The organism is Salinimicrobium maris (assembly GCF_049680855.1).
In the GTDB taxonomy this organism is placed as follows: Bacteria; Bacteroidota; Bacteroidia; order Flavobacteriales; family Flavobacteriaceae; genus Salinimicrobium.
In genome coordinates this window covers 365,931-390,808 of the sequence record NZ_JBMPGS010000002.1, presented here as the reverse complement: position 1 = coordinate 390,808, position 24,878 = coordinate 365,931, and the positions used below count along the sequence as shown (strand labels likewise).

Annotated in this window: 16 protein-coding genes; 10 read left to right on the top strand and 6 right to left on the bottom strand. The window is 38.7% G+C overall.

What is annotated here, in order from left to right:
• The first annotated feature begins 91 nt into the window (after nt 1–91).
• Genes ACOV1Q_RS07265 through ACOV1Q_RS07255 form a run of 3 tightly spaced genes read left to right on the top strand, consistent with a single transcriptional unit; the run spans nt 92 to nt 2,947 of the window.
• On the top strand, nt 92–931 hold the full coding sequence (locus ACOV1Q_RS07265) for a 1,4-dihydroxy-2-naphthoyl-CoA synthase (RefSeq protein WP_424493729.1): 840 nt from the start codon (nt 92–94) through the stop codon (nt 929–931).
• The gene (locus ACOV1Q_RS07260) at nt 919–1,449 is read left to right on the top strand and encodes a PH domain-containing protein (protein WP_424493728.1); all 531 of its coding nucleotides are present in this window, start codon (nt 919–921) and stop codon (nt 1,447–1,449) included. The genes ACOV1Q_RS07265 and ACOV1Q_RS07260 overlap by 13 nt, the downstream gene beginning before the upstream one ends.
• The gene (locus ACOV1Q_RS07255; protein WP_424493727.1) at nt 1,442–2,947 is read left to right on the top strand and encodes a PH domain-containing protein; all 1,506 of its coding nucleotides are present in this window, start codon (nt 1,442–1,444) and stop codon (nt 2,945–2,947) included. The genes ACOV1Q_RS07260 and ACOV1Q_RS07255 overlap by 8 nt, the downstream gene beginning before the upstream one ends.
• Before the next feature lie 87 nt (nt 2,948–3,034).
• Here the strand turns inward: ACOV1Q_RS07255 and ACOV1Q_RS07250 are convergent, their stop codons facing one another.
• From ACOV1Q_RS07250 to uvrA, 4 genes are all read right to left on the bottom strand, one after another.
• A complete protein-coding gene (locus tag ACOV1Q_RS07250; protein WP_424493726.1) occupies nt 3,035–5,449 on the bottom strand; it encodes an alpha-ketoacid dehydrogenase subunit alpha/beta in 2,415 nt (804 codons plus the stop codon).
• A gap of 182 nt (nt 5,450–5,631) precedes the next feature.
• The gene (locus tag ACOV1Q_RS07245) at nt 5,632–8,445 is read right to left on the bottom strand and encodes a gluzincin family metallopeptidase (RefSeq protein WP_424493725.1); all 2,814 of its coding nucleotides are present in this window, start codon (nt 8,443–8,445) and stop codon (nt 5,632–5,634) included.
• Nucleotides 8,446–8,653: 208 nt separating this feature from the next.
• Complete coding sequence (locus tag ACOV1Q_RS07240; protein ID WP_424493724.1) at nt 8,654–9,343, bottom strand: LOG family protein; 690 nt, start codon at nt 9,341–9,343, stop codon at nt 8,654–8,656.
• An 18-nt stretch (nt 9,344–9,361) separates the two neighbouring features.
• Complete coding sequence (uvrA, locus tag ACOV1Q_RS07235) at nt 9,362–12,193, bottom strand: excinuclease ABC subunit UvrA (RefSeq protein ID WP_424493723.1); 2,832 nt, start codon at nt 12,191–12,193, stop codon at nt 9,362–9,364.
• A 362-nt stretch (nt 12,194–12,555) separates the two neighbouring features.
• On the opposite strand from uvrA, the gene ACOV1Q_RS07230 reads away from it, so the two are divergent.
• The 6 genes from ACOV1Q_RS07230 to ACOV1Q_RS07205 all read left to right on the top strand — a co-directional run bounded on the left by ACOV1Q_RS07230 (nt 12,556) and on the right by ACOV1Q_RS07205 (nt 21,491).
• The gene (locus ACOV1Q_RS07230) at nt 12,556–13,554 is read left to right on the top strand and encodes a response regulator transcription factor (RefSeq protein ID WP_424493722.1); all 999 of its coding nucleotides are present in this window, start codon (nt 12,556–12,558) and stop codon (nt 13,552–13,554) included.
• Nucleotides 13,555–13,768: 214 nt separating this feature from the next.
• Nucleotides 13,769–15,364, top strand: a complete 1,596-nt coding sequence (locus tag ACOV1Q_RS07225) for a thrombospondin type 3 repeat-containing protein (protein ID WP_424493721.1) — start codon at nt 13,769–13,771, stop codon at nt 15,362–15,364.
• Nucleotides 15,365–15,445: 81 nt separating this feature from the next.
• Nucleotides 15,446–16,444, top strand: coding sequence for a hypothetical protein (locus tag ACOV1Q_RS07220; RefSeq protein WP_424493720.1), 999 nt, complete (start codon nt 15,446–15,448; stop codon nt 16,442–16,444).
• Between the two features lie 186 nt (nt 16,445–16,630).
• Entirely contained in the window at nt 16,631–18,085 is a 1,455-nt protein-coding gene (locus tag ACOV1Q_RS07215; RefSeq protein ID WP_424493719.1) for a hypothetical protein, read from the top strand.
• 91 nt (nt 18,086–18,176) lie between these two features.
• On the top strand, nt 18,177–19,850 hold the full coding sequence (locus ACOV1Q_RS07210; protein WP_424493718.1) for a thrombospondin type 3 repeat-containing protein: 1,674 nt from the start codon (nt 18,177–18,179) through the stop codon (nt 19,848–19,850).
• Between the two features lie 582 nt (nt 19,851–20,432).
• On the top strand, nt 20,433–21,491 hold the full coding sequence (locus tag ACOV1Q_RS07205; RefSeq protein ID WP_424493717.1) for a M12 family metallopeptidase: 1,059 nt from the start codon (nt 20,433–20,435) through the stop codon (nt 21,489–21,491).
• 300 nt (nt 21,492–21,791) lie between these two features.
• On the opposite strand, the gene ACOV1Q_RS07200 is transcribed toward ACOV1Q_RS07205, so the two are convergent.
• Nucleotides 21,792–22,376: an acyl carrier protein phosphodiesterase gene (locus tag ACOV1Q_RS07200; protein WP_424493716.1), complete on the bottom strand. Its 585-nt coding sequence runs from the start codon at nt 22,374–22,376 to the stop codon at nt 21,792–21,794.
• A gap of 200 nt (nt 22,377–22,576) precedes the next feature.
• On the opposite strand from ACOV1Q_RS07200, the gene glmM reads away from it, so the two are divergent.
• Nucleotides 22,577–23,968: a phosphoglucosamine mutase gene (gene glmM / locus ACOV1Q_RS07195; RefSeq protein ID WP_424493715.1), complete on the top strand. Its 1,392-nt coding sequence runs from the start codon at nt 22,577–22,579 to the stop codon at nt 23,966–23,968.
• Here the strand turns inward: glmM and ACOV1Q_RS07190 are convergent.
• On the bottom strand, nt 23,965–24,867 hold the full coding sequence (locus tag ACOV1Q_RS07190) for a lysophospholipid acyltransferase family protein (RefSeq protein ID WP_424493714.1): 903 nt from the start codon (nt 24,865–24,867) through the stop codon (nt 23,965–23,967). The two genes, glmM and ACOV1Q_RS07190, sit on opposite strands and share 4 nt — an antisense overlap.
• Nucleotides 24,868–24,878: the final 11 nt, after the last annotated feature.

The following is a 24,878-nucleotide window of genomic DNA, read 5'->3' as shown; positions in this document are numbered from 1 at the left end:
TTAAATTATCAAAATAATCTAAGAAAGAATCGCGAATTTTTGATGATGCAAAAAGTTTTAAAATCTTACTTTTACGTAAAAATAGAGAAATATGAGTAAAACTGACTGGAAAACAGCAAAAGAATACGAAGATATCACCTATAAAAAATCAAATGGAGTGGCCCGAATTGCCTTTAACCGTCCAGATGTCAGAAATGCCTTTAGGCCTAGAACCACCAGTGAACTTTATGATGCTTTTTATGATGCTAATGAAGATACTTCAATTGGAGTGGTATTACTTTCGGCAGAAGGACCATCTTCGAAAGACGGGGTATATTCCTTTTGCAGTGGTGGAGATCAAAAAGCCCGTGGCCACCAGGGGTATGTTGGCGAAGACGGCATGCACCGTTTGAACATTCTGGAAGTACAGCGGCTTATTCGTTTTATGCCAAAAGCAGTGATTGCGGTTGTGCCCGGTTGGGCAGTAGGAGGTGGACACAGTCTGCACGTAGTTTGTGATTTAACTTTGGCAAGTAAAGAACATGCCATTTTCAAACAAACCGATGCCGATGTGACCAGCTTTGATGGCGGTTATGGCTCTGCTTACCTGGCGAAGATGGTTGGGCAGAAGCGGGCTCGTGAGATCTTCTTTTTAGGACGCAACTATTCTGCACAGGAGGCGTACGAAATGGGAATGGTGAATGCCGTGATCCCGCACGAGGAGTTGGAAGATACTGCTTATGAATGGGCGCAGGAAATTCTTGCCAAATCCCCAACTTCCATCAAAATGCTGAAATTCGCCATGAACCTAACAGATGACGGAATGGTGGGACAGCAGGTATTTGCCGGGGAAGCGACGAGATTGGCTTATATGACCGATGAAGCTAAAGAAGGTAGAAATGCCTTTTTGGAGAAAAGAAAACCGAACTTCGAAAAGAAATGGATTCCATAGAACACAAGACATTCAAAAATGAGGTTTTGGCAGTTGATTCTATTCCGAAGTATGAAGAAGTGGCATTAATTTCCTTTGCACCTGCATATCTGTGGAAAAGGAATATTACAACAAGCATTTGGCTCGTCTTTGTCGCAATAGCTATAGTGATCGCCTATTGGTTTGGGCAGGAATTTCGGATGTTTGTGCCTTATGCGGTGCCGGTTTTCATTCTCGTTTTTACCTGGTCTTACGTTTTGAATTATCAATGGTTTAAAAAGAGTGGATACGCCCTAAGGGAACGGGATATCATCTATAAAAGAGGGTTTTTATTCGAAAAAACAACTGTAATACCTTTTAACAGGGTTCAACATGTGTCGACGAACAGGGGAGTGCTTGACAAAATGCTCGATCTTTCCACGCTGAATGTTTTTACAGCAGGTGGTTCGGGCAGTGACGTGGCACTTCCCGGATTAAAACCTGCCACGGCAGATTCCCTGAAGGAAGCTTTGGCCGCGAGAATGTCCGGTCATGTCTAATTCAACTTTTCGCACTCCGCAGCGCCAGTCGGTGACAGGAATTGCCTTGATTTTTGCCACTTCTTTGTATCACATTATAAAGAATTTTTGGGCAGTAGCAATTTATTTGATTGTAATGGATCCTGCTCCAAAAATCATCTTTTTCGCAATTTTGGGAGCTGTAGCTGTATTATTTATTTCCCTGGGCTACAGCATTGCTTATTACCTGAAATTTCTTTTCTATATAGATGAAGAAAAGAACAGCTTCATCCTCCAAAAAGGGGTTTTTAATTCAGATTTTATAAGTATTCCTTTTAGTAAGATTCAGCAGGTGAATTTCCAAAGAAATATTCTGCAACGCGTGATTGGGGTGTACAGTGTAGTGATTGATACTGCCGGAAGTACCGACAAAGAGGTTGAAATAAAAGCACTTTCCAAAGAAAAAGCAGATGATCTTGCGGAATTACTGATGGAACTTTCTTCTCGTGAAAAAGTAGAGGAAAAGCCTTTTTCAGAAGAGGTGCAACGGGATGAATTTACTGAAAAATCAAAAATAGACTGGCAGTACAAGCTTGATCTATTAAGGTTGCTGAAGCTTGGGTTAACTTCTAATTACTTTCGCGGACTTTCCATTTTACTGGCATTCTATTTTACGATTCGTTCTCAATTCAATTATTCCGAAGAGGTTCCTGCAGAATTAAATTACAGCATATTGACCGAAATGTTTTCGACTATGGCGTTAATGCTGATGCTGCTTATTATAGGAATGATCGCAACAGTCGTAGAGACCTTTATAAAGTATTTCGGATTAGAAATACAAAAATCCCGCGCCGGCTTGCAGGTGGAAATGGGCTTAAGGAATAATAAAAAGGTTAATATCAAAAACCAAAGGGTGCAACTTTTACAAGAAAGCACCAATCCCGTGCATCGACGGCTGGAGATGCATAAACTGAAAATTTCATTGGCCAGCAGTCAGGATGAATTTAATAAGGATCAGATCAAGATCCCTGGATTACCAGCGGAGGTGGTTGCCAAGGTGAAAAATTACTTTTACGGAAAGGAGGTCGTGGGAAAGAAGCATATTTTACCTCATAAAATGCTGCTTTTTAGAAAGATTTCCAGACGTACGTTTCCTTTGCTAACAGGCATTGCCGTATTATTCATATTTGCTGATGGTTTTCCATGGTGGTGGATCGCGGGCGGTGGTTTCCTGCTTATCCTATTTATTAGTGTCTACCAATATTTCCACTACAAGAGCCTTTGTCTTCATATCGCCGATGATTTCCTGGTGAAATCCTCGGGAGTGTGGAGGAGGAAGAAGCAATATCTTGAAATTTACAAGCTACAGTCGGTAAGTATGGTTCAGCCGGTATGGTATAAACGCCGTGGGCTGGTACATCTTACGTTTCATTCGGCAGGTGGAGATATCATGTTTCCGATGGTTAAAAAGCAGGAAATTACTGGACTCATGAATTATCTGCTCTACAAAATTGAATCTACGGAAAAACCCTGGATGTAACTGAACCAATCACTTACTCCTGAAAATATTCCAAAAAGAAAGCCGGAAAAATCACTTTTCCGGCTTTTCAAGGTTTCATTTTAATTGTTACTTCAACTGCGGAAATTGTGCGGGATTGCTTTCGTGCATAATGGCATATACCTTTTCAAAAATGTCTTCAGCCGAAGGTTTTGAGAAATAATCACCATCAGTTCCATACGCAGGCCGGTGTTCTTTGGCAGTAAGCGTTTGTGGCTTGCTGTCAAGGTGTTTCCAGGCATCCTGATTTTCCAATACTTTCTGAAGGATGTAGGCAGAAGCGCCGCCAGGCACATCTTCATCGATTACCAGAAGACGATTTGTTTTACTTACGCTTTTTACAATATCTCCATTCAGGTCAAAAGGAAGTAATGATTGTACGTCAATCACTTCGGCATCTATTCCCACTTCCAGCAACTCTTTTGCCGCCTGCTCCACAATTCTTAAAGTGGAACCATAGGAAACCAGTGTAATATCTGTACCTTTTTTAAGTGTTTCGACTACTCCAATTGGGGTTTTGAATTCTCCCAAATTGCTAGGTAATTTCTCTTTTAGACGGTAACCATTAAGCGATTCTACAATAAGACCAGGTTCATCACCATCCAGCAGAGTATTATAAAAACCTGCAGCTTTGGTCATATTTCGTGGCACCAGGATGTAGATTCCCCTTAGCAGGTGTAGCAATCCGCCCATTTGAGAACCACTGTGCCAAATACCTTCAAGACGATGTCCCCGCGTTCTCACGATGAGCGGAGCTTTCTGTTTCCCGGCGGTTCTGTATTGTAAAGTTGCAAGATCGTCGCTCATGATTTGAAGCGCATAGAGGATGTAATCAAGGTACTGGATCTCTGCAATAGGGCGAAGACCTCGCATTGCCATTCCAATTCCTTGTCCCAGGATGGTTGCTTCACGAATTCCTGTGTCAGAAATGCGCAGCTCTCCATATTTTTGCTGAAGACCTTCCAATCCCTGGTTTACGTCTCCAATTTCACCCGTGTCCTCTCCAAATATGAGGGTTTCGGGCCTGGTTTCAAATATTTTATCAAAATTTTCCCTTAATACGACGCGTCCGTCTACTTCTTTTGCGTCTGCATCATAAGTAGGTGCTACTCCTTCAATATTCAGCGTATTATGTGCAGATTCACTATAAAGGTGACTGCTGTACTGGCGCTGTGTTTCTTCAGAAAAATTATCGATCCAATCAACCAATGTGGTCTTTTCAGAATTGTCTTCTCCAATTATATATCGCAGCGCTTTACGTGCAGTGGAAAGCAAATCTTTTTTAAGAGGCTCCCGGTTTTGAGCAAGATCTTTTCTAAGCTGAAGAATGAACGCCTTGTTACTGCTTGCTTGTGCAACCTTCTCAAGTATTGGAAGAATTTCCTGTTGCTTTTTCTTAACAGGATTTCCGTGGTTTTCCCATGCGGCTTTCTTTCCGTCACGAACCTGCTTTTTAATAGCTTTTTCTATTTTCTGCAGCTCTTCATCTGTTGCTATATTACTGGATATCATCCAGTCCCGCATTTTTACATTGCAATCGTGTTCTCGTTCCCATTGAAGGCGCTCTTCACTCTTGTAGCGTTCATGGGAGCCCGAGGTGGAATGTCCTTGTGGTTGTGTAAGCTGCTGCACGTGGATCAATACCGGGATATGTGATTCTCGCGCTATTTTGCTGGCACGTTCATAGGTTTCAATAAGTGCGGGATAATCCCAGCCATTCACCCTTAAGATCTCGTAACCATTATTTTGATCTTCGTCGCGCTGAAACCCCTGGAGAATTTCAGAAATATTTTCTTTGGTGGTCTGGTGCCTTGCATGAACCGAAATCCCATATTCATCATCCCATACATTCATCACCATAGGGACCTGTAAGACTCCCGCAGCATTAATCGTTTCCCAAAAAAGGCCTTCGCTCGTACTGGCATTACCAATAGTTCCCCATGCTACTTCATTTCCCTTATCAGAAAATTTTTCGGCATCTATACCTTCTACATGACGGTAAATTTTGGAAGCCTGCGCCAAACCCAGCAAACGCGGCATTTGTCCTGCTGTAGGAGAAATATCTGAACTGGAATTCTTCTGTTGAGTTAAATTCTTCCATGTCCCGTCCTCCTGAAGGCTGTGAGTGGCAAAGTGTCCGCCCATTTGACGTCCGGCAGACATGGGTTCGTCTTCAATGTTACTGGTAGCGTATAAACTTGCAAAAAACTGCTCGATAGTAAGGGCTCCAATGGCCATCATAAAGGTCTGATCTCTGTAATAACCAGATCTAAAATCACCATTTTTGAATACCTTGGCCCACGCAAGTTGTGGAACTTCTTTACCATCGCCAAAAATGCCGAATTTTGCTTTTCCAGTTAGAACCTCTCTTCGGCCCAAAAGACTACATTCCCTGCTGGTGACTGCAGTCTTATAATCTTCAAGCACCTGGGCTCTAAAATCTTCAAAAGAAATGTCTTTTTTTGATGAGGTTTCACTTTGCATATCTACTAATTTATGTAAGCACAAATGTAGCAAAAACAATAATTAATTACAATTGAAAAAAAAGCCTACTAAAATGCTTAATTCTTATTATTAGCGCCTTATTTTAATAATATTTCAAATAAGTTACTTTTAGAAGAATAAAATTTAAAGATGTTTAATTCTAAAAGAGGATCCTTCGGAAATTAGTACCACTCTCTGGAGAAAAGTCCGGTTAAGGTGCGAATATCCAGTGTGGCAATAAAACGAATGCGCTGGTCGTAATTATCCTGGTTTATTTCCCAGCCCAGATTGGAGTATACAGGGAAGAAAATTTCAAAGTAATCTGCAATTAGGCTCAATCTTACACCGGAATCATACATGAATTTGGCATTCTCATGTTTGTTTTTAACCAAACCAAGATCTCCATACACAAAGATCCATTTCCAAAGATTTGTACTTGCATTAACGGTGGTGAGCCATTGATTTGCAAATTCTGGCTCCAGTTGAGATTTGAAGCCACCTTCGGCCATGATGATCTGTTGACTAAATAGTCCGCTAGTTTCACTTCTTCCGTAATAATTATAGTCAAAAAGGTAATCTGTAGGTCTGTCTAACGCAAAGCTGAAGTAATTAGATTCGGTATGGTCATTATAGAGAAATGCACCTCCAAAGAACCTAAGGTTGATTTGCCGGTTATTCTTGAAAAGCTTTCGGTATTCTGTAGTAACGGAAGCTTTGCTAAAATTTTTAGCTAATTGAAAATCTACATTTCCGGTGAGATAATCAATCATCCCTTTATCATTGTACCTATAATTGATATTAAACACACTGTAATCTGGTACGTCTAATGGTTGCAGGAGGTTTTGATCTCTGTAGACATTTACATTTCGCACCATGAGCTGCTGCTTCCTGTTGTCTCGTAAATCATCACCGCGAAAACTCATTAGGAGATATGGCGTAAACTTTTCATAAAAAAGGTTGTAACCAAAGGAAAAGCGGCTGCCTGCAGCACCATAAGTGATGGAAAAAAGATTTTCCTGATCGAAATAGATGCTGTGGGAAAAACTTGCGCCACCAATAAGGGTTTGACTTCTAATGCCATACAAAGGCGCTAGTTGAAATTCAAAATTTTTGCTAAGCAGGGTTTTATTATATAATTTCACTCCTAAGGCAAGACCGTCATACAGGTTGTACTGGAATTCGGGCATGAAAAAAAGTTGCCTGTATCGCGGATTCTCTACATCTATAAAAGGGCGTAACTGTATGGGTTTGTCAAGAAACGTCTCCACCCCGTAATAATTATCCCGCTGGTTTACTTCGGGAATTTTGCCTTCATAATTTAAAGCCAAACGACGAATATCTCCATAGGGAATACTAATAGTTTTCTCCTTATTTACATCTTCTACCCAGGTTTGAAAAATGATATTCTTGTCATGTAATCCATACAAGGATACAGGCATTCCATTACTGGATTTGTTCCTAATGGTTACCTCCAGGGAATCCTCCTTCTTTTTGACATTGCTTATATAGAAATCAATCTTCTCATTAGTGGCTAAGTAATCATCAAAGAACCACTGAATGTCTTTAGAAGCATTTTTCTGTAAGATATTTTGAAAATTTTGGGGTTCTACTTTTTTAAGTTTATACTGATTAAAAAATTCCCCAATTGAATTTTCTACAGTTTCGTCTTCAAGAAAGGTCTCCAGATATTTTAAGCCAATCCCAGCCTTATATGCGTTTGCAATGTTCTTATTGAATTTGACCAATGAATCCTGCGGAGTTATAAGCGGTTGATCAAGATATGAGCGGGCCATGTGCAGGTAAAGAAAAGCATACTGGTCATTGAATTCAAGATCTGCAGCATGAAACCATTTTATGCCAAACATTTCACTAAGATTTCCCAGGATCTTCATATTTGGATAATATTCATCTACATACTCCATCAAAAGATAAATTTGGATGGCATCTATAACCCATTTCTCTTCCCTGGGATTAATTATAAGTGTATTCTGGAGGAAGTTTCCAGTAATTGTTTTTAGCTGCTGAAGGTCATAACTAAATCCGTCTGGAAAAGGACGGACAAATTTAGGTAACTGGTTAAGTCCGTAAAATGGATTGGCGGCATAATCCTCTTTTGTTACCAGCATATTGTCATGAGGATAGGCGCCAAGTTTCTTATTTAAAAATTCTGTGATCCTTCGTACGAGCATAGACTTCATCACAGGGTTTAATCCTTCATCATCAATATTGGTGATCACATGAAAATCTTCGGTTTCTATATCATCAAATAGAAAATTACGAATTATGTAGAGCTTTAAATCTACCTGATTGTCTCCAGATAAATGAATCTTCCTAGAAGTTTTGGTGGTTTCCAGAGCTTCAGTTTTAAGGGCAGAGACTGCGGCATAATTTGGGGGAGTTTCAAGAAAAACGTCCACATCAAGGGGTAAAATAAACTGGTCATTGAGATTTTTATGGCTGTAAACTTCCCATTTATTGGTGTAGACACCGGGTGTTAAAAACCAGTATCTAAGCTTATAATTTCCATCTTTTGTATACCCATAGCGGGTGAATTCAGCACTTGGAAATTTTATATCATACAAAGACCTAATATAAAATTTCTCTCCGGGCAATAAGGGCTTTTGAAGTTCAATTCTTATGAGGTCCTGTGAATCTTTAGGACGAAACCAGGTTAAATCTTCTCCACGGCTGTTTTGAAAACCATGTATGGTAGTAGCACCACGTTCACTTTCTCTTGCAAAGTGAAACCGACGCATATAATCTTCAGAAAATCTTTGGGCGAGTGGGGTGGATTTTGTGCTGAAAGCATTCATCCAGTCATGAAGATAAATTTCGCGCAAAGTATCTTCACTGGAATTATAATAAAAAAGCTCCTGGTTAATTGATAACACCTTTAGAGAATCATTTAATACAGCTTCAATGGAAGTCGAATTTTGTGCATAGGTTTTACCCCATGCAAGAAGCATTAATGTGTAAAAAATGGCTTTTTTTTTCAAGATTTGGTTCAGATAAAAATGTTTGAAGACCTATAATTCTAGTGCGTCAAGATATAAAATTTATACTTTAAAAATTCTACCTGTTTATGTAATGTTTGAATAATAGAAACATTGCAGGTTTCAAATTGGTTCCAGCTTTTACATAATATTGAAGCAAAACAAAAGAGCGGATAATTTATCCGCCCTCTGATTTTTTGCCCGTAATGGTTTAAAAGTTAGGGCTTAAATTATATTCATCATAGAAGGCGTCCAGAATTTCAATAACCTCATCGGCCGTGTCTACCACCTGAATAAGATCAATGTCACCGGCACTAATATTCTGAAAACTGTCAAGAAGGGTTTTTTGAACCCATTCGATCAAACCTCCCCAAAAATCTCTACCGACCAATATTATTGGAAACTTATCAATTTTGTGCGTTTGGATGAGAGTGATTGCCTCAAAAAGTTCATCTAATGTTCCAAATCCTCCAGGCATTACTACAAAACCCTGTGAATACTTAACGAACATTACTTTGCGAACAAAAAAATAATCGAAATTAATGTTCTTATCACTGTCAATATATGGGTTGTCATGTTGTTCAAACGGGAGGTCAATATTTAAACCTACAGATGTTCCTCCTGCAAGATGTGCACCTTTATTCCCGGCCTCCATCACTCCTGGGCCACCGCCGGTGATTATTCCGTAGCCATGATCTACTATTTTTTGTGCAACTTCTTCTGTAAGCTTGTAATATTTATGATCTGGCTTTGTACGCGCAGATCCAAAGATAGATACGCAGGGGCCTATTTGACTTAGTTTTTCATATCCATGAACAAATTCTCCCATTATTTTAAAAATAGCCCAGGAGTCATTTGTTTTTATTTCATTCCAGCTTTTGTTCCTTGTTTCAGTTCTCATAGTAAATTTGATTGCCCGCTAAAATAATTCTTTTTTCAGAAATTGGGCGGTATAGCTTTTTTTATGTTTTGCGACTTCTTCAGGGGTTCCGGTTACAATGACCTTACCACCGTTTTTTCCCCCTTCGTAACCTATGTCTATAATATGATCGGCCATTTTAATGACATCCAGGTTATGTTCAATGATTAATACCGTATTTCCCTTATTTGTGAGACGATTAAGCACCTCCATGAGTACCCTTATGTCCTCAAAATGAAGGCCGGTTGTTGGTTCATCAAGTATGTAAAAGGTGTTTCCAGTATCTCTTTTTGAAAGTTCAGAAGCCAGTTTAATTCGTTGTGCTTCACCTCCAGAAAGAGTGGTGCTCTGCTGTCCCAGGGTAACATACCCCAATCCAACATCTTTAATGGTCTTCAGTTTCCTGTGTATCTTCGGAATGTTCTCAAAAAAAACAGTTGCTTCATTAATGGTCATTTCCAGTACATCTGAAATAGATTTTCCTTTATAACGAATCTCTAAAGTTTCCCTGTTGAAACGTTTCCCCTGGCAGGTTTCACATTCTACATAAACATCTGGCAGGAAGTTCATTTCTATAACTCTTAATCCGCCACCTTTACAGGTTTCACACCGCCCCCCTTTTACATTAAAGCTGAACCTTCCCGGTTTATACCCGCGAATCATGGCTTCGGGAGTTTTGGTGAACAAATTCCTTATTTCAGAGAATACTCCAGTGTAGGTTGCAGGATTTGAACGTGGTGTCCTGCCGATGGGGGTTTGGTTGATATCAATAACCTTATCAATATGTTCCAGCCCTTTTATGCTTTTGTACGGCATAGGTTTTTTAACCCCGTTAAAATAGTGAGCATTCATTATAGGGTAAAGAGTCTCATTAATAAGGGTGGATTTTCCGCTTCCGGACACGCCTGTAACCGCAATCATTTTTCCTAACGGAATTTTAACCGAAACATTCTTTAGATTATTCCCGGTGGCTCCCTTTAGTTCTATGGTTTTACCATTTCCCTTCCTGCGCTTTTCAGGAATTTCAATTTTCATTGTTCCATTAAGATAAGATGCAGTAGTGGTACTGTGTTTCTTAATTTCTTCAGGAGATCCTTCACTAATAATTTCTCCACCGTGACGACCGGCTTCCGGGCCAATGTCGATGACATGATCTGCACGTTCTATCATATCTTTATCATGCTCCACAACAATCACAGAATTTCCTAAATCTCTCAGGGAAACCAAGGAATTGATAAGTTTTTCGTTGTCTCGTTGATGCAATCCAATACTAGGTTCATCCAGAATGTATAAAACACCCACCAATTGAGATCCAATTTGTGTTGCAAGCCGAATTCGCTGTGCTTCCCCTCCGGAAAGGGATTTTGAACCTCGGTTTAAATTAAGATAATCAAGGCCTACATCAATAAGAAACTGCAGTCTCACTTTAATTTCTTTAACGACTTCAGAAGCAATTTTCTTTTGCTTTTCTGACAGCTCTCCTTCCAGTTGGTCAAACCAAGTACCAAGATCTACAATGTCTTTTTGGGCAAGTTGGGCTATGTTCAACCCATTGACCTTAAAATAAAGACTCTCTTTCTTTAAACGGCTGCCATCACACTCTGGACAAATTACTTGGTCCATATATTCTTTCGCCCACCTCCTTAAGGAAGTAGAGTCGTTCTTGTTGTAAGTTTCTTCAATAAAAGAAGCAACACCTTCAAAATCAATTTTGAACTCACGAGTAATTCCAAGGGATTTTGATTCTTTGGAAAATTTTTCTTTTCCCCCGAACAAGATCATTTCGATCGCTTCCTTTGGAATACTTTTAAAAGGATCGTTTAGAGTAAAATCAAACTTTTCTGCAATCAATTCCAGCTGCTTGAATATCCAATTCTTCTTTTGGGGACCGTGAGGTGCCAAAGCCCCTTTTTTAATAGAAAGATTTTTGTCCGGAATAATCTTGTCTACATTTACCTTATGCAAAGTTCCAATTCCATTACAAACCGGGCAGGCTCCTTTAGGAGAATTAAAGGAAAAATTGTTGGGTTCAGGATTGGGATAGGAAATACCCGTCGTGGGGCACATTAGATTTCTACTAAAGAATTTCGTGTCTCCGGAATCCTGATCAATAATCATTAACACGCCGTCGCCATGATACATTGCTGTTTTGATGCTCTCCTTTAATCTTGTGTCAATATCTTCCTTGCGATCAATTTTCAATCTATCTACCACGATTTCTATATCGTGTGTCTTGTACCGATCTAACTTCATGCCTTTGGAAATTTCCCGAATTTCCCCGTCCACGCGTACCTTTACAAAACCTTGTTTTGCTATTTGTTCAAAAAGCTCTCTATAATGCCCTTTTCGGGACCTAATGACAGGCGCCAAAATATTTGCTCTTTTGCCTTCAAATTTTTCCGTAATGATCTCCTGGATCTGGTCATCACTGTAGCTTACCATTTGCTCACCGGTATTATAACTGTAAGCATCACTGGCACGAGCGAATAAGAGCCGGAGGAAATCATAAATTTCTGTAATAGTTCCTACCGTACTTCTGGGGCTTTTACTAGTGGTCTTTTGTTCAATGGCAATCACAGGGGATAGCCCATCTATTTTATCAACATCAGGGCGCTCCAGTCCTCCCAGGAACTGCCTCGCATAGGCCGAGAAAGTTTCAATGTACCTTCTTTGTCCTTCAGCATAAATAGTATCAAAGGCCAGGGATGATTTTCCTGAACCTGATAATCCTGTGATCACCACCAGTTTCTCCCGTGGTATTTTGACATCAATATTCTTTAGGTTGTGGACTCGTGCGCCCAAAACCTCGATGAATTCTTCTGTAGCAGCCATATTTATTTTCAAGTGCGCAAAGGTACTTAATCTTCAGGAATTTAGAAAAGAAGGGTGTCATTGAAAAAAGGCATAAGATTCTTCCTACGAAAAAGAAAATTTCCTACAAAATTTGCAACCGTTTGGTATTTCATGGATTAAAAAATTCCTAAAAAGGACATAATTCTGGTGTTAAAGCAGGATTTTAAATTGTTAATTGTCAGTGTAATACTACACAATATTGGGATTTATTTTAGGATAGAATAGATATCTTTATACCTGAAGAATAAGCACTTCCCCCTGTTTTTATTCCCCCCTGTTGCAATAAAATTAATTTTTATCATCCTGTTAAAGGATGTGGATTTAAAACAAAATAGCTGGTAATGGAAAAAAAACAATTACTATTAATTTCCAACAACAATGATTTTTTAGAGGGTGTAAAGTCCGGAGCAGGATTTTCTTTTGAAGTGACAAGTGTCAAAAATATTCATGCAGGTTATACTCTGGCTCTGGCTTATTTACCTGATGTTATTCTTGTGGATTATACTTCTATGGATCAGGAGAGCGCGAAGAACCTGCAGAATTTTAAATCCACTCATTTTTTGAATAAAAGCATTCTCTTTCTATATGCTAAAACAGGACAAAAAAGCAGCTTGGAGTGCCTTTTGAAGGACGCTGTAGATCATATCATTTATAACTGTTCCTATGTAGATATATGTAATCAAATTGAAGATGTCGTTTCTCTAAAAAGATCCCTCACTAATTATTGGAAGGACTCGTTCCTGGGATTGTTCAATTTACTAAGTCAGCCGGTTGTGCTGCTACAAAATGAAGCTATCATTGCAATGAATGACGCTTTCAAAAAATATTTTTTTGTAAATAATCCCACTGAAATTAATCTTATAGATTTTGTGGATTGCAGGAATAAATACAAAGTGCTGGAGACTTTGAAAAATTTTGTGCGTGGAAAGCATATGAAAGCCACCACCACTACTTCGCTTCGGCTCATGAATAATAAGGTGAGAGAAGCAAAAGTAACATTCTCCAAACTCGATAAAAATTTAAGCGGACAATTGCTGTTGATTATTGACTTTGCTGAAAATGGAATACCGTTAAATGAAGAGATAGGAACATCTTCCAGAGAAACTGAAAATTACTTCGCTCAGAATAATTCTGCCGAAGCATTTAATTTCACACAACGGGAAAAGGAAATCATTGAACTTTTATGTAAAGGATATAAAACCAAAGAGATTTCTGAAGCTCTATGTATTTCTGCTAAAACCATTGAAAAACACAGGTCTAATATCATAAAAAGAACAAATTCTGATACGATTCTGGAAAGTATAGTCTATGCTTTGAATCATAAACTAATAGATATCTGAATCCTTAAAAAATTAGGATTTTGGGTCCTCTTGATTATTAAATGGGTGATTTCCCCCATAGGATGGACTACAGATAAATCCTACTTTTAGTAAAGTTAAACACGCTTTTTCTCCCCCCCGTGTATAAGACCAATTTCCCCTCAACTATAGGTCTTGATTACAAAATAGAACCAATAATAGAAAGAACTATCAAACATCTTGTTTAGATAACGTCATGAAACACTTGAAAAATATCCTGATTGCTGTACTAAGTATATTTCTCATTTCTTCATGCGATAAAGATGAGGATATTACCACACAGTACGGAGGAAAGGGAAAACTGATGTTTGGTGCAGTCCTGAATGATCTCATTTCTTCTAAATCAAGTCTAAAACAGGCCTTTCCAGTTTGTTCAGATGAGACACCGACTTTTGTGGAGGTAGTACTTTCAGGGCCAACGAATGTAGGAACTATGAGTGAGCCTTTAGTAATTACAGTAAATCCAACCCCGGGAAACTTTGATGGGGATTCGGGGGCGGAATATTTTACTAATGAGTCCACAGAGCTGGAGCTTGAACCGGGAACTTACACTTTAGAATTCTTTGCGGTATATGATGGTGATCCTCTTATGGAAGAAAGTAACAGAATATGGGTAGCTCCCATAATTGGAAGCCCATTAGCAAATTATGTTGACCTGGCACTTCCTATGGATTTTAATCTAAGAGCAGGAGTTAAAAAGTATCTGGATGTCGAAGTGCTCTGTTTTGATGAAAGGCTGGTAAATGAGTATGGGTACCTCTTCTTTGATATTGAGCCACGAAGGGCTGTGGAGTATTGCTTTTTTGTCAATTACTGTACACCGGATGGTAGAGATTTTCCGGCGGCATATTCAGTAGATATCTATTTGGGAACGAATGAAAATGCACCGCTTCTTTTTTCCAATATTATGAATGCCACAACATTCAATGAGGATGCTGCTGTTGCAGAACCCTTATGTCTGGCACTGCCCGACCTACCCCAATATGAAGATGATGAAGCTTACATTTATTATGAAATAACATTAATGGCGTGGGATGAGGTATATCCATACATAGCAATGGAGCCCATTACCGGTACCCTGAGCCGCAATAATATTCGGGAAAATTTTGGTCCTGACAATTCTGTGTTTTATGAACATTTAAGATTTGGTTGTGAAGATCAGGGTCAGGATCCTTGCCCCAATGGTACTGTTGATACTGATAAAGATGGAATTTTTGATGAGTGTGATCCTTGCCCTCTAATCCCTTTTTGGTTGGATGATGATGGGGATTGTTTGCCGAATAATGAAGATCCTTGTCCGGAGGATTCAGCGAACAACTGCAATCCTGAAGAACCCTGTGAACCGCAATCTTGTTTCAAATCTGAAACTGCATGGATGTGGGGAGATCACACGCTAACTCGAAAAGATAATGATGGTTTGAGCCTCTCTGCAAAGTGGGGATGGGCAGAAAAATTTGAGGTAGGCCAGGAGCATACAAGTTTTAAAATGTACGCAGCGGCTGGTAAAAACAATCCTGCCACTGGTTTCCTCTCGGGGGAAGTAATGATTAGGGTTGAAGGATCTATGGTGACCATATCTGTTAAAGCAGAACCGGGCATAAAACTGGATAAATTGGATTTATATCTAAGTGATAACAAACCCGTCTCGGCTGCACCTGGAAGCTTTTCTTCAAATGCGGGAATAACAGATGAAGAACCTTGTTCTAGTGAGGAGAACATCTATGTTCTGGAATACAGTGGTGACGGTTCTTTTTGGGTAATGATTCATGGAGAAGTTTGTAAAGAAAATTAAAAATAAACCTGTTGAGTAGATCCACAGGTATAAAGATTAACCATTTAAATATGAATAATTTATAACCTAAAAACAAGTACTATGAAAAGAACAAAATTACTATTTGCTTATTTGGCTGTCGTAGGGCTGCTATTTACTTCCTGTAGTAAGGAAGAAGGAGTGAGTGAAAAGAATGAAAAGGCACGCCTTTCCTTTACTACGGTGTTAAATGATTTGGTAAACAATAAGGGCGCATTGAAACAAAGCCTCGAAAATTTACCAGATTGTTCAGATGACGCTCCTGCTTTTGTGGAAGTAGTTCTTTCCGGGACAGAATCGGTAGGAACCATGGAAAATCCCCTTGTCGTTCCTGTAAATCCTAACCCAGGAAATTACGATGATGATCCTGAAATGGAATATTTTACTGAAGAGGCTATGGAACTTGAGTTAGAGCCCGGAACTTATACACTGGAATATTTTGCGGTGTATAATGGTGATCCTGCAGATTCAGCAAGTTCTCTAATCTGGATTGCCCCTCATACCGGCAGTACCTTAGCCAGCTTTGTTAATAACACCCTTCCTATGGATTTTAACTTAGGGGCAGGGACCAAAAAATATGTGGACGTTGAAGTTCTTTGTTTTGACAACAGGGTGGTCAATGAATATGGATATCTCTTCTTTGATATTGAAGAACAAAGAGCCATAGAATTCTGCGTATTCGGGAATTATTGTGATGAAAACGGAAGACATTTCCCAGCACATTTTAGAGTAGAGGTATGGACTTACAGCGGAAATAGTTCAAGTCCAATGGGTACTCCTCTGTTTGATCCTGAAAACCCTTACATAAATGAAGTGGGTGTAGACAATAATGGTGATGCTTATGCCAATCCTTTATGCTTCCCATTACCAGACAGCCCTGGTGTTGATAGGTACTATGGAGAAATCTATGTACTTGAATTTGGAGATGACGACGATGAAGGAAGATTAGTCGTTTCGGGAGTATTTACAGATGCCAATGTTAAAAATCTTTTTGGCCAAGGAGATACTGTAGACTACTACCACTTTAGAGAAAATTGTGAGATGGGAAATACCGGGTTTTAAGATAACTATAAATTAATTATACCCGGATTTTCAATAAAAGACTTGCCGGGAATAAATTAAGATTTAAATGAACCTTCCCAACCAAGGGAGTAATGAGAGGTAAGCAATTATCTGTGCATGTGACGCTTTACTTTATGTAAAAGTGATTTGAAACCATTATAAATATTATATCTAAAAACAATTATTATGAAAAATTTTAAATTATCATTTGCCTGCCTGGCAGTTTTTGCAATGATCTTTACTTCGTGTAGTAAAGATGAAAACCTGATTGATGGTCGAGATGGCGAAACAGCCACTGTATCATTTGCAACGGTTTTGAACGATTTAGTAAATAATAAAGCCGCTTTAAAAGATCATTTAAGTGATTTCCCTGCGTGTTCAGACGAAGCGCCTGCTTATGTTGAGGTTGTTCTTAGCGGTACTGAAAGTGTAGGTACTGCAGAAGATCCTTTGGTTATTAATGTGAGCCCTACTCCGGGCGATTACGATGAGGACGGGGAAGACGAATATTTTACAGAAGAATCTTCGGAATTGGAATTAACTCCAGGGGCATATACCCTCGAACATTTTGTCGTTTATGACGCTGATGATAATGTGATTTGGGTGGCTCCAATGGCAGGTAGTGCAATGGAAGACTTTGTAGATGTTACTTTGCCTATCAGTTTTGATTTGGGTGCAGGTACAAAAAGATACATAGATGTAGAAGTTCTATGCTATGATGATCGTGATGTAAACGAATATGGTTACCTGTTCTTTGATATTGAAACAACAGAGGCTATTGAATTTTGTATTTTTGGTAACTTCTGTCCTCCAAGTGGAAGACACTATGTTGCAGAATATACTGTAAGCGTATGGTCCTACGAAGATGGAGAAATGGGAGCGCCATTATATACAGATGTTCCTAATAACGTTGAGATAAATGAGGATGGTGATTACGCAGGTGATCCACTATGTTTTGCATTACCAGATACTGAAGGACTTGATGAATATTACTTCGAAATTACTATTCAAGATTCTGATGCCTACGGTGATATTGAGAACAGAGTTATTCGTGCGGGTGTTATAGATGACAATTTGGTTAGAACTTTCTTTGATGGAGAAGATAATCTGGACTATTATCACTTCGAAGAAGGTAATTGTGGTGGAGAAGATACTCCCATTTTCCCAGATCCTGAAGATGAAGCTCAAAACTATAAAGCTTGTCTATATCAACTAAACGATTCAGGAGCTATTGGTTTTGCTTATTTCAGGCTTCAAGGAACTACTTTGGAAACCACGATACTGGCATCTGGTCTTGAAACTGGTATGGAACATCCACAGCATATTCATGGAGAAGAAGGATTGGTTTCAACTTGTCCAGATGAAGATGATGATGAAAATGAAGACGGGCTTATTAGTCTAGAGGAAGGACTTCCTGATTATGGTGATGTAATGTTATCACTCACTCTAACTGAAGGAGGCTCAGAATTTCCTACAGCTATGGGTACAGGTATTATAGTGTACCAGCAAACTTTTACAGTGGATTCAGATATGCTAGACCCATTGGAGGATAGAGCTGTAGTATTACACGGTATGACTGTAGAAGGCGAGTACTGGCCAACTTTACCAGTAGCTTGTGGTACAGTTAGCGAAGTCGACTAATTTTTAGTTATGAGCTGCACGGGGGATAAATTTTTTCCCGTGCAGTTTTATTAAGTACTGAATAACTGAATGGACTCAAAAATGAAATATTATGAAAAAAATAAAAATATACTTAAGCTTTGCTGTGGTATTTTCCCTGCTTTTTGCTTCTTGTAGTAAAGATGAGCAAAATCTTCTTGATGAACCAGAGGGAAAAACTTCAACATTGTCTTTTGCAACCTTATTAAATGATCTAACAGCAAATAAAGCTTCTCTAAAACAAGCTATTGGAGATATTCCTGGATGTTCCGATGAAGCACCGGCATATGTGGAAGTGGTGCTTACCGGTACTACTAATGTAGGGACAATGGCAAACCCTATTGTGGTTAATATAAACCCCAATCCCGGTGATTATGACGAAGATGGGGTAGATGAATATTTTACAGAGGAATCAGCAGATCTGGAGCTGGAACCCGGAAGTTATTCTCTTGAATTTTTTGCAGTTTACGACACTAATGATAACCTTATTTGGGTAGCACCAATGGAGGGCGGTGAAATTTCAACCTGGGTAACAAACCCACTGCCTATGGATATTGAATTAGGTGCAGGTGTTAAAAAATACGTAGATGTGGAAGTACTATGCTTTGATGACCGTATGGTAAACGAGTATGGTTACTTGTTCTTTGATCTCGAAACTACAGAGGCATTTGAATTCTGCTTCTTTGCAAACTATTGTGATGAAAATGGAAGACATTTTTCTGCAGCCTATGCTGTAAATATCTGGCTGGGTGATGACGATAGTGGCGCTGTTTTATATTCTGGAGTAAGTAATACGACAGGAGAAAACAACCAGGGAGATTTCTATGCAGATCCGTTATGTTTTGCGCTGCCAAATCTTCCTCAATTTGAGGATGCTGAGGATTACCTGTACTACGAAGTTACTTTAATGGATTGGACTGATAATTATGGTGAAGTGGAATCAACCGTTCTCAGCGGAACCTTAAGCAGAGATGATATTGAAGCTAACTTTGACGGAGAAAATGTGGACTATCTGCACTTAAGATTTGGATGCGGCGATGATAATGGAGAAGTTCCTGTGGACAGCGATGATGATGGTGTGCCAGATTCTATAGATGAATGCCCAAACACTGAGGAAGATGTTGAGGTAGATGAGTGGGGATGCGCTGTGAATGGCGAGACCGACACTGATGGGGATGGTATTCCAGACTCTATAGATGAATGTCCAGATACTGAAGAAGGAGTGCAGGTTGATAATGTAGGATGTCCTATTCAGGAAAACGATGCTGATGGAGACGGGATTCCAGACTCTATAGATGAATGTCCTGAAACTCCGACAGGTGTTGAGGTTGATAATGTGGGATGCCCTATAGATACTGGAGAATGTCTAGATGAGAATGGAGCTATAATAGCCTTTAATCAAATCGTTGATGTAACAAATTTTCCTGTAGGTCAAAATCCATTTTACGTTCTTCAAGTAGGAGGTGAAGATGTAGGTACCATAACTTTCAATTTAGATACTGCAGGAGAAGATGATCAACTTATTGTTTTAATTGATATGTATGACGGTTCTGTTGAAAACAATTTTACCGAATATACAATTATAAGCTGGGAATTGAACCTTCCTGACTTAGGAGGTGAAGCCATTTGTGTTTCTGGTATTTCAGAAAATCAATTTGAAATCACCTATGATAGTGATGATATAATTGACGTGGTTTACCCATTGGAGGTAGAATTCCGGGCAAATTACATAATAGCCATGGAATAATAACAGGAATAAAAGGTAAACTACCTGTATAAAAATCACATTTAAAATTAAAAGCTGCTTATAGTAACATAAGCAGCTTTTTCTTTATGTAAAATTTTCAATAAACTTTAATTCAAAAGGACTCCTTTTTGAATTGATGAAAACCTGTAAGAAAAGTCCTCCAAAAGATAAACATGCTAATAATCAGTTTGTTAAAGTTTTTGAAAAGGTTTGTTAAAGAAAAAATAATTTTAATTTTGCTTCAGATTCATCGGATTAAAAAATCTATTGAAAAAAGGCCTTTTAGAAAAATTTTTGTATCCATTTGATTATGTATAACTCTAAAAAATTAAATTTCTGCAGAAAAAACCTACAATTCAATTCAGACTCTATTTTTAGCAGCGGAACAGGGTTCGTTAATTATTTATTAAATCCCTTTTTGGCACGGTTATTCTAAATAGAATCGGCAGCAAAGAAAAACGACGTCGCTTTTAGAATAATTTACTAATGAAAGATCAAACGATTATCACAAATTTAATTAAAAACGGAAGTAACAAATTAAACCCAAATCAATTGTTACTTAACAAAAAAGCACCCCTACTTATGAAAAAAATCAAATTATTTTTGTTACTACCTGCATTGGCCGTAATGAGCTGCAGTGAAGACTCTCTTGATAATTATGAGATATCTGAGGAAAACGAAAATACCAATCTAGTTTCTGGAGAGAACATCTCTATGGAGCTTGCAAATCCTGATAAAATCGGAGCAGTTTCCGACGTTTATTTTGCAGGTCAAAGAATTCCTGTAGAATCTTTTAACGGAGACTACATATACCAGGGAGACATGCTTCTTAGTCGTGATATGGTGTCTACCAGTCCCGTAAAGCTTGTCTTTGAAGAAGGAGAAACTCCACCTGCACAAAAAAGTGTTGGAAGAACTTCCGGAAGGTGGCCAGACAATACTGTCTATTACGCTATTGATGCAGGTTTAAGTAACCAGCAGCGCGTTATTGATGCTATCAAGCACTGGGAGTCAAAAACCAGTCTTCAATTTGTAGAAAGATCTTCCGAAAGAAACTATATCTATTTCACTACTGGTTCTGGTTGTGCTTCTTATGTTGGAATGATAGGAGGGAAACAAAACATCACCCTTTCCAGCGGTTGTTCTACAGGAAATACTATTCATGAAATTGGACACGCAGTAGGGCTGTGGCATGAGCAAAGCAGGGTAGACAGAGACAGGCATATCTCTATTCTTTTCGAAAATGTGAAAAGTGGGACTGAACATAATTTCACCACTTATGCAGACGAAGGGTATGACGGGAACGAGTTTACTTCTAATCTTGATTTTGGTTCAATTATGATGTACAGCTCTTATTCCTTCTCTAAAAATGGAAAACCAACAATCACAAAGACAGATGGCAGTACTTTTAATGTTCAAAGAAGTGGATTATCTTCTGGTGACGTTCAGGGAATTAACAGTATGTACCCTTCAAACGTAGCAAAACCTGGTAATCCTAATCCTGAACCTACTTATATCAACGGTGAATATTACACTATTGCGGGACTTAAGGTACTAAGGTTTTATGACAACTGGTTCTATAGCGGTCGTTACGGAATGCGTGCCGTATACCTTAAGAATAACGTATGGTACTATAGATAGAATTCACAGAAATTCTATTTCAAATACCCTGGGAACTATTCTCAGGGTATTTTTTTTTGCTTATTTGTTTCGAATATAAGGCCGGCGATGATAAGCTTGCGTAGAATAAATGTGGAACCCAAAGGTTATCTGTGGAAATTTTCTACAGGTATTTTTAGCTCAGTGTGGAATTCTACAAAAACCGTTTTTTATTCCAACTTGCTGTGGAATTTAAATGCAAAATTTTTACCTTCTACTAAAAGCTTCTTTTTCCCGATAAAAAGATAATTTGAAGCTTCCCTGCCTTCTAAAAAGGGAATTTTAGAGCTCCTTTATTTTTGCTGTAGCAAAGATTTGGAGGTCCTCAAAAAACAAGCGGAACTCTTTTTCAAAATCCCCATAATGCATTTGCAGTTCATTTACTGCAAAATTCATTTTGGATATTTTATTTGTCCGTTCGTTCATTTGTTGGAGGATTCTTCCTATTCCTTCAATGCTGGCATAGCTAAGAAGCCAGTTATCCCTAATCATGAAAGGCAGAAATTGCTGAACATTTTTAGGTAGCACATCAATATTAGCTTTTAGTAAAGCATAAAAACGTTCCACAAAAACATCCAGGGGCACTTTGGAATACTCCTGCCAGTTATGCGCAAGAAAATGATCATATAAAATATCTACGATAACGCTGCTGTAATGGCTGTATTTGCTAAACAACCTGGAAGTGCTTTTTTTTACAATGGGGTGCGTATCTGTATAATAATCGATTGCCCGGTGCAGAATAATTCCTTTTTGAATCCCTTCTGGATATTCGAGGTATTTCTTCCCCTTGATAGAATCGGCTATGAAGTTACCTATGATCAATTCTTCATCTTGACCTGAAAGATATATGTGTGCAAGAAAGTTCATTGAAGCAAGTTATGCTTTTAGAATGTTTATATTGTGTTAAGTTTTGCCAGAAGCTCCAGAGGCTTGTATCTTTGTTTGGCACTCTGCAGGTAAATTAAAGTTTTTCCTGTTAAAGTTAAAAAGCTCCTTCAGGCATGATTAGCCCAAGTTTTCAGAAATAGAAGAGGAGATACAACTATTAATCTATAAGATATCCAAAAATGACATTAATTAAATCGATTTCGGGAATAAGAGGGACGATAGGAGGGAAGCCTTCAGATAATTTAACTCCTATAGATGCTGTGAAATTTGCAGCTGCCTACGGTTCCTGGTTAAAAAATCAAAGCAAAGATGAAACCGTGAAAGTGGTAGTAGGACGTGATGCGCGAATTTCAGGAGAAATGATACAGCAACTTGTAATGAATACCTTAATTGGTTTAGGTATAGACGTGATTGATCTTGATCTTTCTACAACTCCCACGGTAGAAGTGGCTGTACCCCTTGAAAAAGCCACTGGTGGGATCATACTTACGGCAAGTCACAATCCAAAACAATGGAATGCTTTAAAATTACTGAATGAAAAAGGCGAATTTCTAAATGGGAAACAGGGAGCCGAAATTCTTGAAATAGCAGAAGCTGCCGATTTTACCTTTTCTGAAGTAGATGCACTGGGAAAGATCACCAAAACCACCCATTATATTGATACTCATATAGAGGAAGTCACAATGCTGTCTCTGGTAGACGCAAAGAAGATTTCTGAAGCAAATTTCACTGTAGTGGTAGACGGTGTAAATTCTACGGGGGGAATTGCCATCCCACGTCTTTTAAAAAGATTGGGAGTGAACGTGATAGAATTGTATTGTGAACCCACAGGACATTTTCCGCATAACCCAGAGCCTTTAAAAGAGCATCTTGGAGATATATGTGAACTTGTAAAGGAGAAGAAAGCCGATTTTGGAATTGTGGTAGATCCTGATGTAGACCGGCTCGCATTTATTGCAGAAGACGGCGAAATGTTTGGCGAAGAGTATACACTCGTTGCATGTGCAGATTATGTGCTAAGCAAAAATCCAGGGAACACGGTAAGTAATCTTTCATCTTCAAGAGCTTTAAAAGACATTACTGAAAAACATGGCGGAACATATAAGGCAAGTGCCGTGGGCGAGGTGAATGTAGTGGAATTGATGAAAGAAACCAATGCTGTTATTGGAGGGGAAGGAAACGGCGGAATTATATATCCGGAGTTACATTATGGAAGAGACAGTCTGGTAGGCGTAGCTTTATTTCTTACTCATTTGGCCGAAAAGAAAATTTCAGTTTCTGAACTAAGAAAAACCTATCCGTCCTATTTCATGAGCAAGAATAAAATTGAACTCACTCCGGGACTCGACGTGGATAATATTTTAAAAGAAGTTGAGGAAAAATATTCCAAAGAAGAAGTTTCTACTGTAGATGGTGTAAAGATAGATTTTGAAGAGCATTGGGTGCACCTTAGAAAATCAAATACAGAACCTATTATCAGGATTTATACGGAAGCAAAATCACAACAGGAAGCAGATGATGTTGCACAATCCATGATCAAGGAAATAAAACAAATAGCCAATCTGGACTAAAAAGATTGTGCATTAGCAGGAATGGAAGCACCTCGGTGCTTCCATCTTTTATGTGTCCATAAATAATATTCAGGAGTATTTTTGATCTGTTTCTCCAGTTCATCGAAATAGTTTCGGGTGATGCTGAATGCTTTTTCTTCAGAAGGATTATATGAAAGCGTTTTAAAAGTTGCTTCGTAAAAACCTCTCTTTTTCTTTTCAACATGAAGATACACCACAGTCATATCAAGATCTTTCGCAAGTTTCTCGGTGCCCATAAAAACTGGAACTTCTATTCCCATAAAATTTGTCCAGGCCTTAGCCCTCTTCAGCCGTGGCGACTGATCTGCGATCATGGCATAGACTCCTAAAATGCCATTTTTCTCATTCTTTACAATTTGCTTGGTAGCTGTCACTGTAGGAATTAATTCTCCCTCAAACCGGCCGCGTATGTCCCTGGCCATTTTATCAAAATAAGGATTTTTTACCTTTTTATAAATTCCGAAGCCTCTATAGTCAAGGTCGTGCAACTGTAGCGCGTTGATCCATTCGTAACTGGCATAGTGACCGCAGGCAAGAATAATGCTTTTATTCATTGCCCTAATTTTATGTACCTCTTCAAGATTGGTGAAGCGAAACCTTTTTTTTAGCTCTTCGTTGGAAATAGAAATACTTTTGATCATTTCCAGGAACATATCTACCATGTGCCTGTAAAATTTAATTTCTATTTTTTTTCTTTCTTTAGAAGATTTTTCAGGAAACACCATTTCAAGATTTTTCTGTACGGTGTTTTTCCTGTAGCCTATAATGTGGTATACTAAAACAAAAATGGCATCAGAAACCAGGTAGAATGCAGAAAAAGGCAAGACAGAAATGAGCCACAAAAGAGGGTAAGTCAGCCAGAAAACTAAACGCTGCATGAATAAAATGT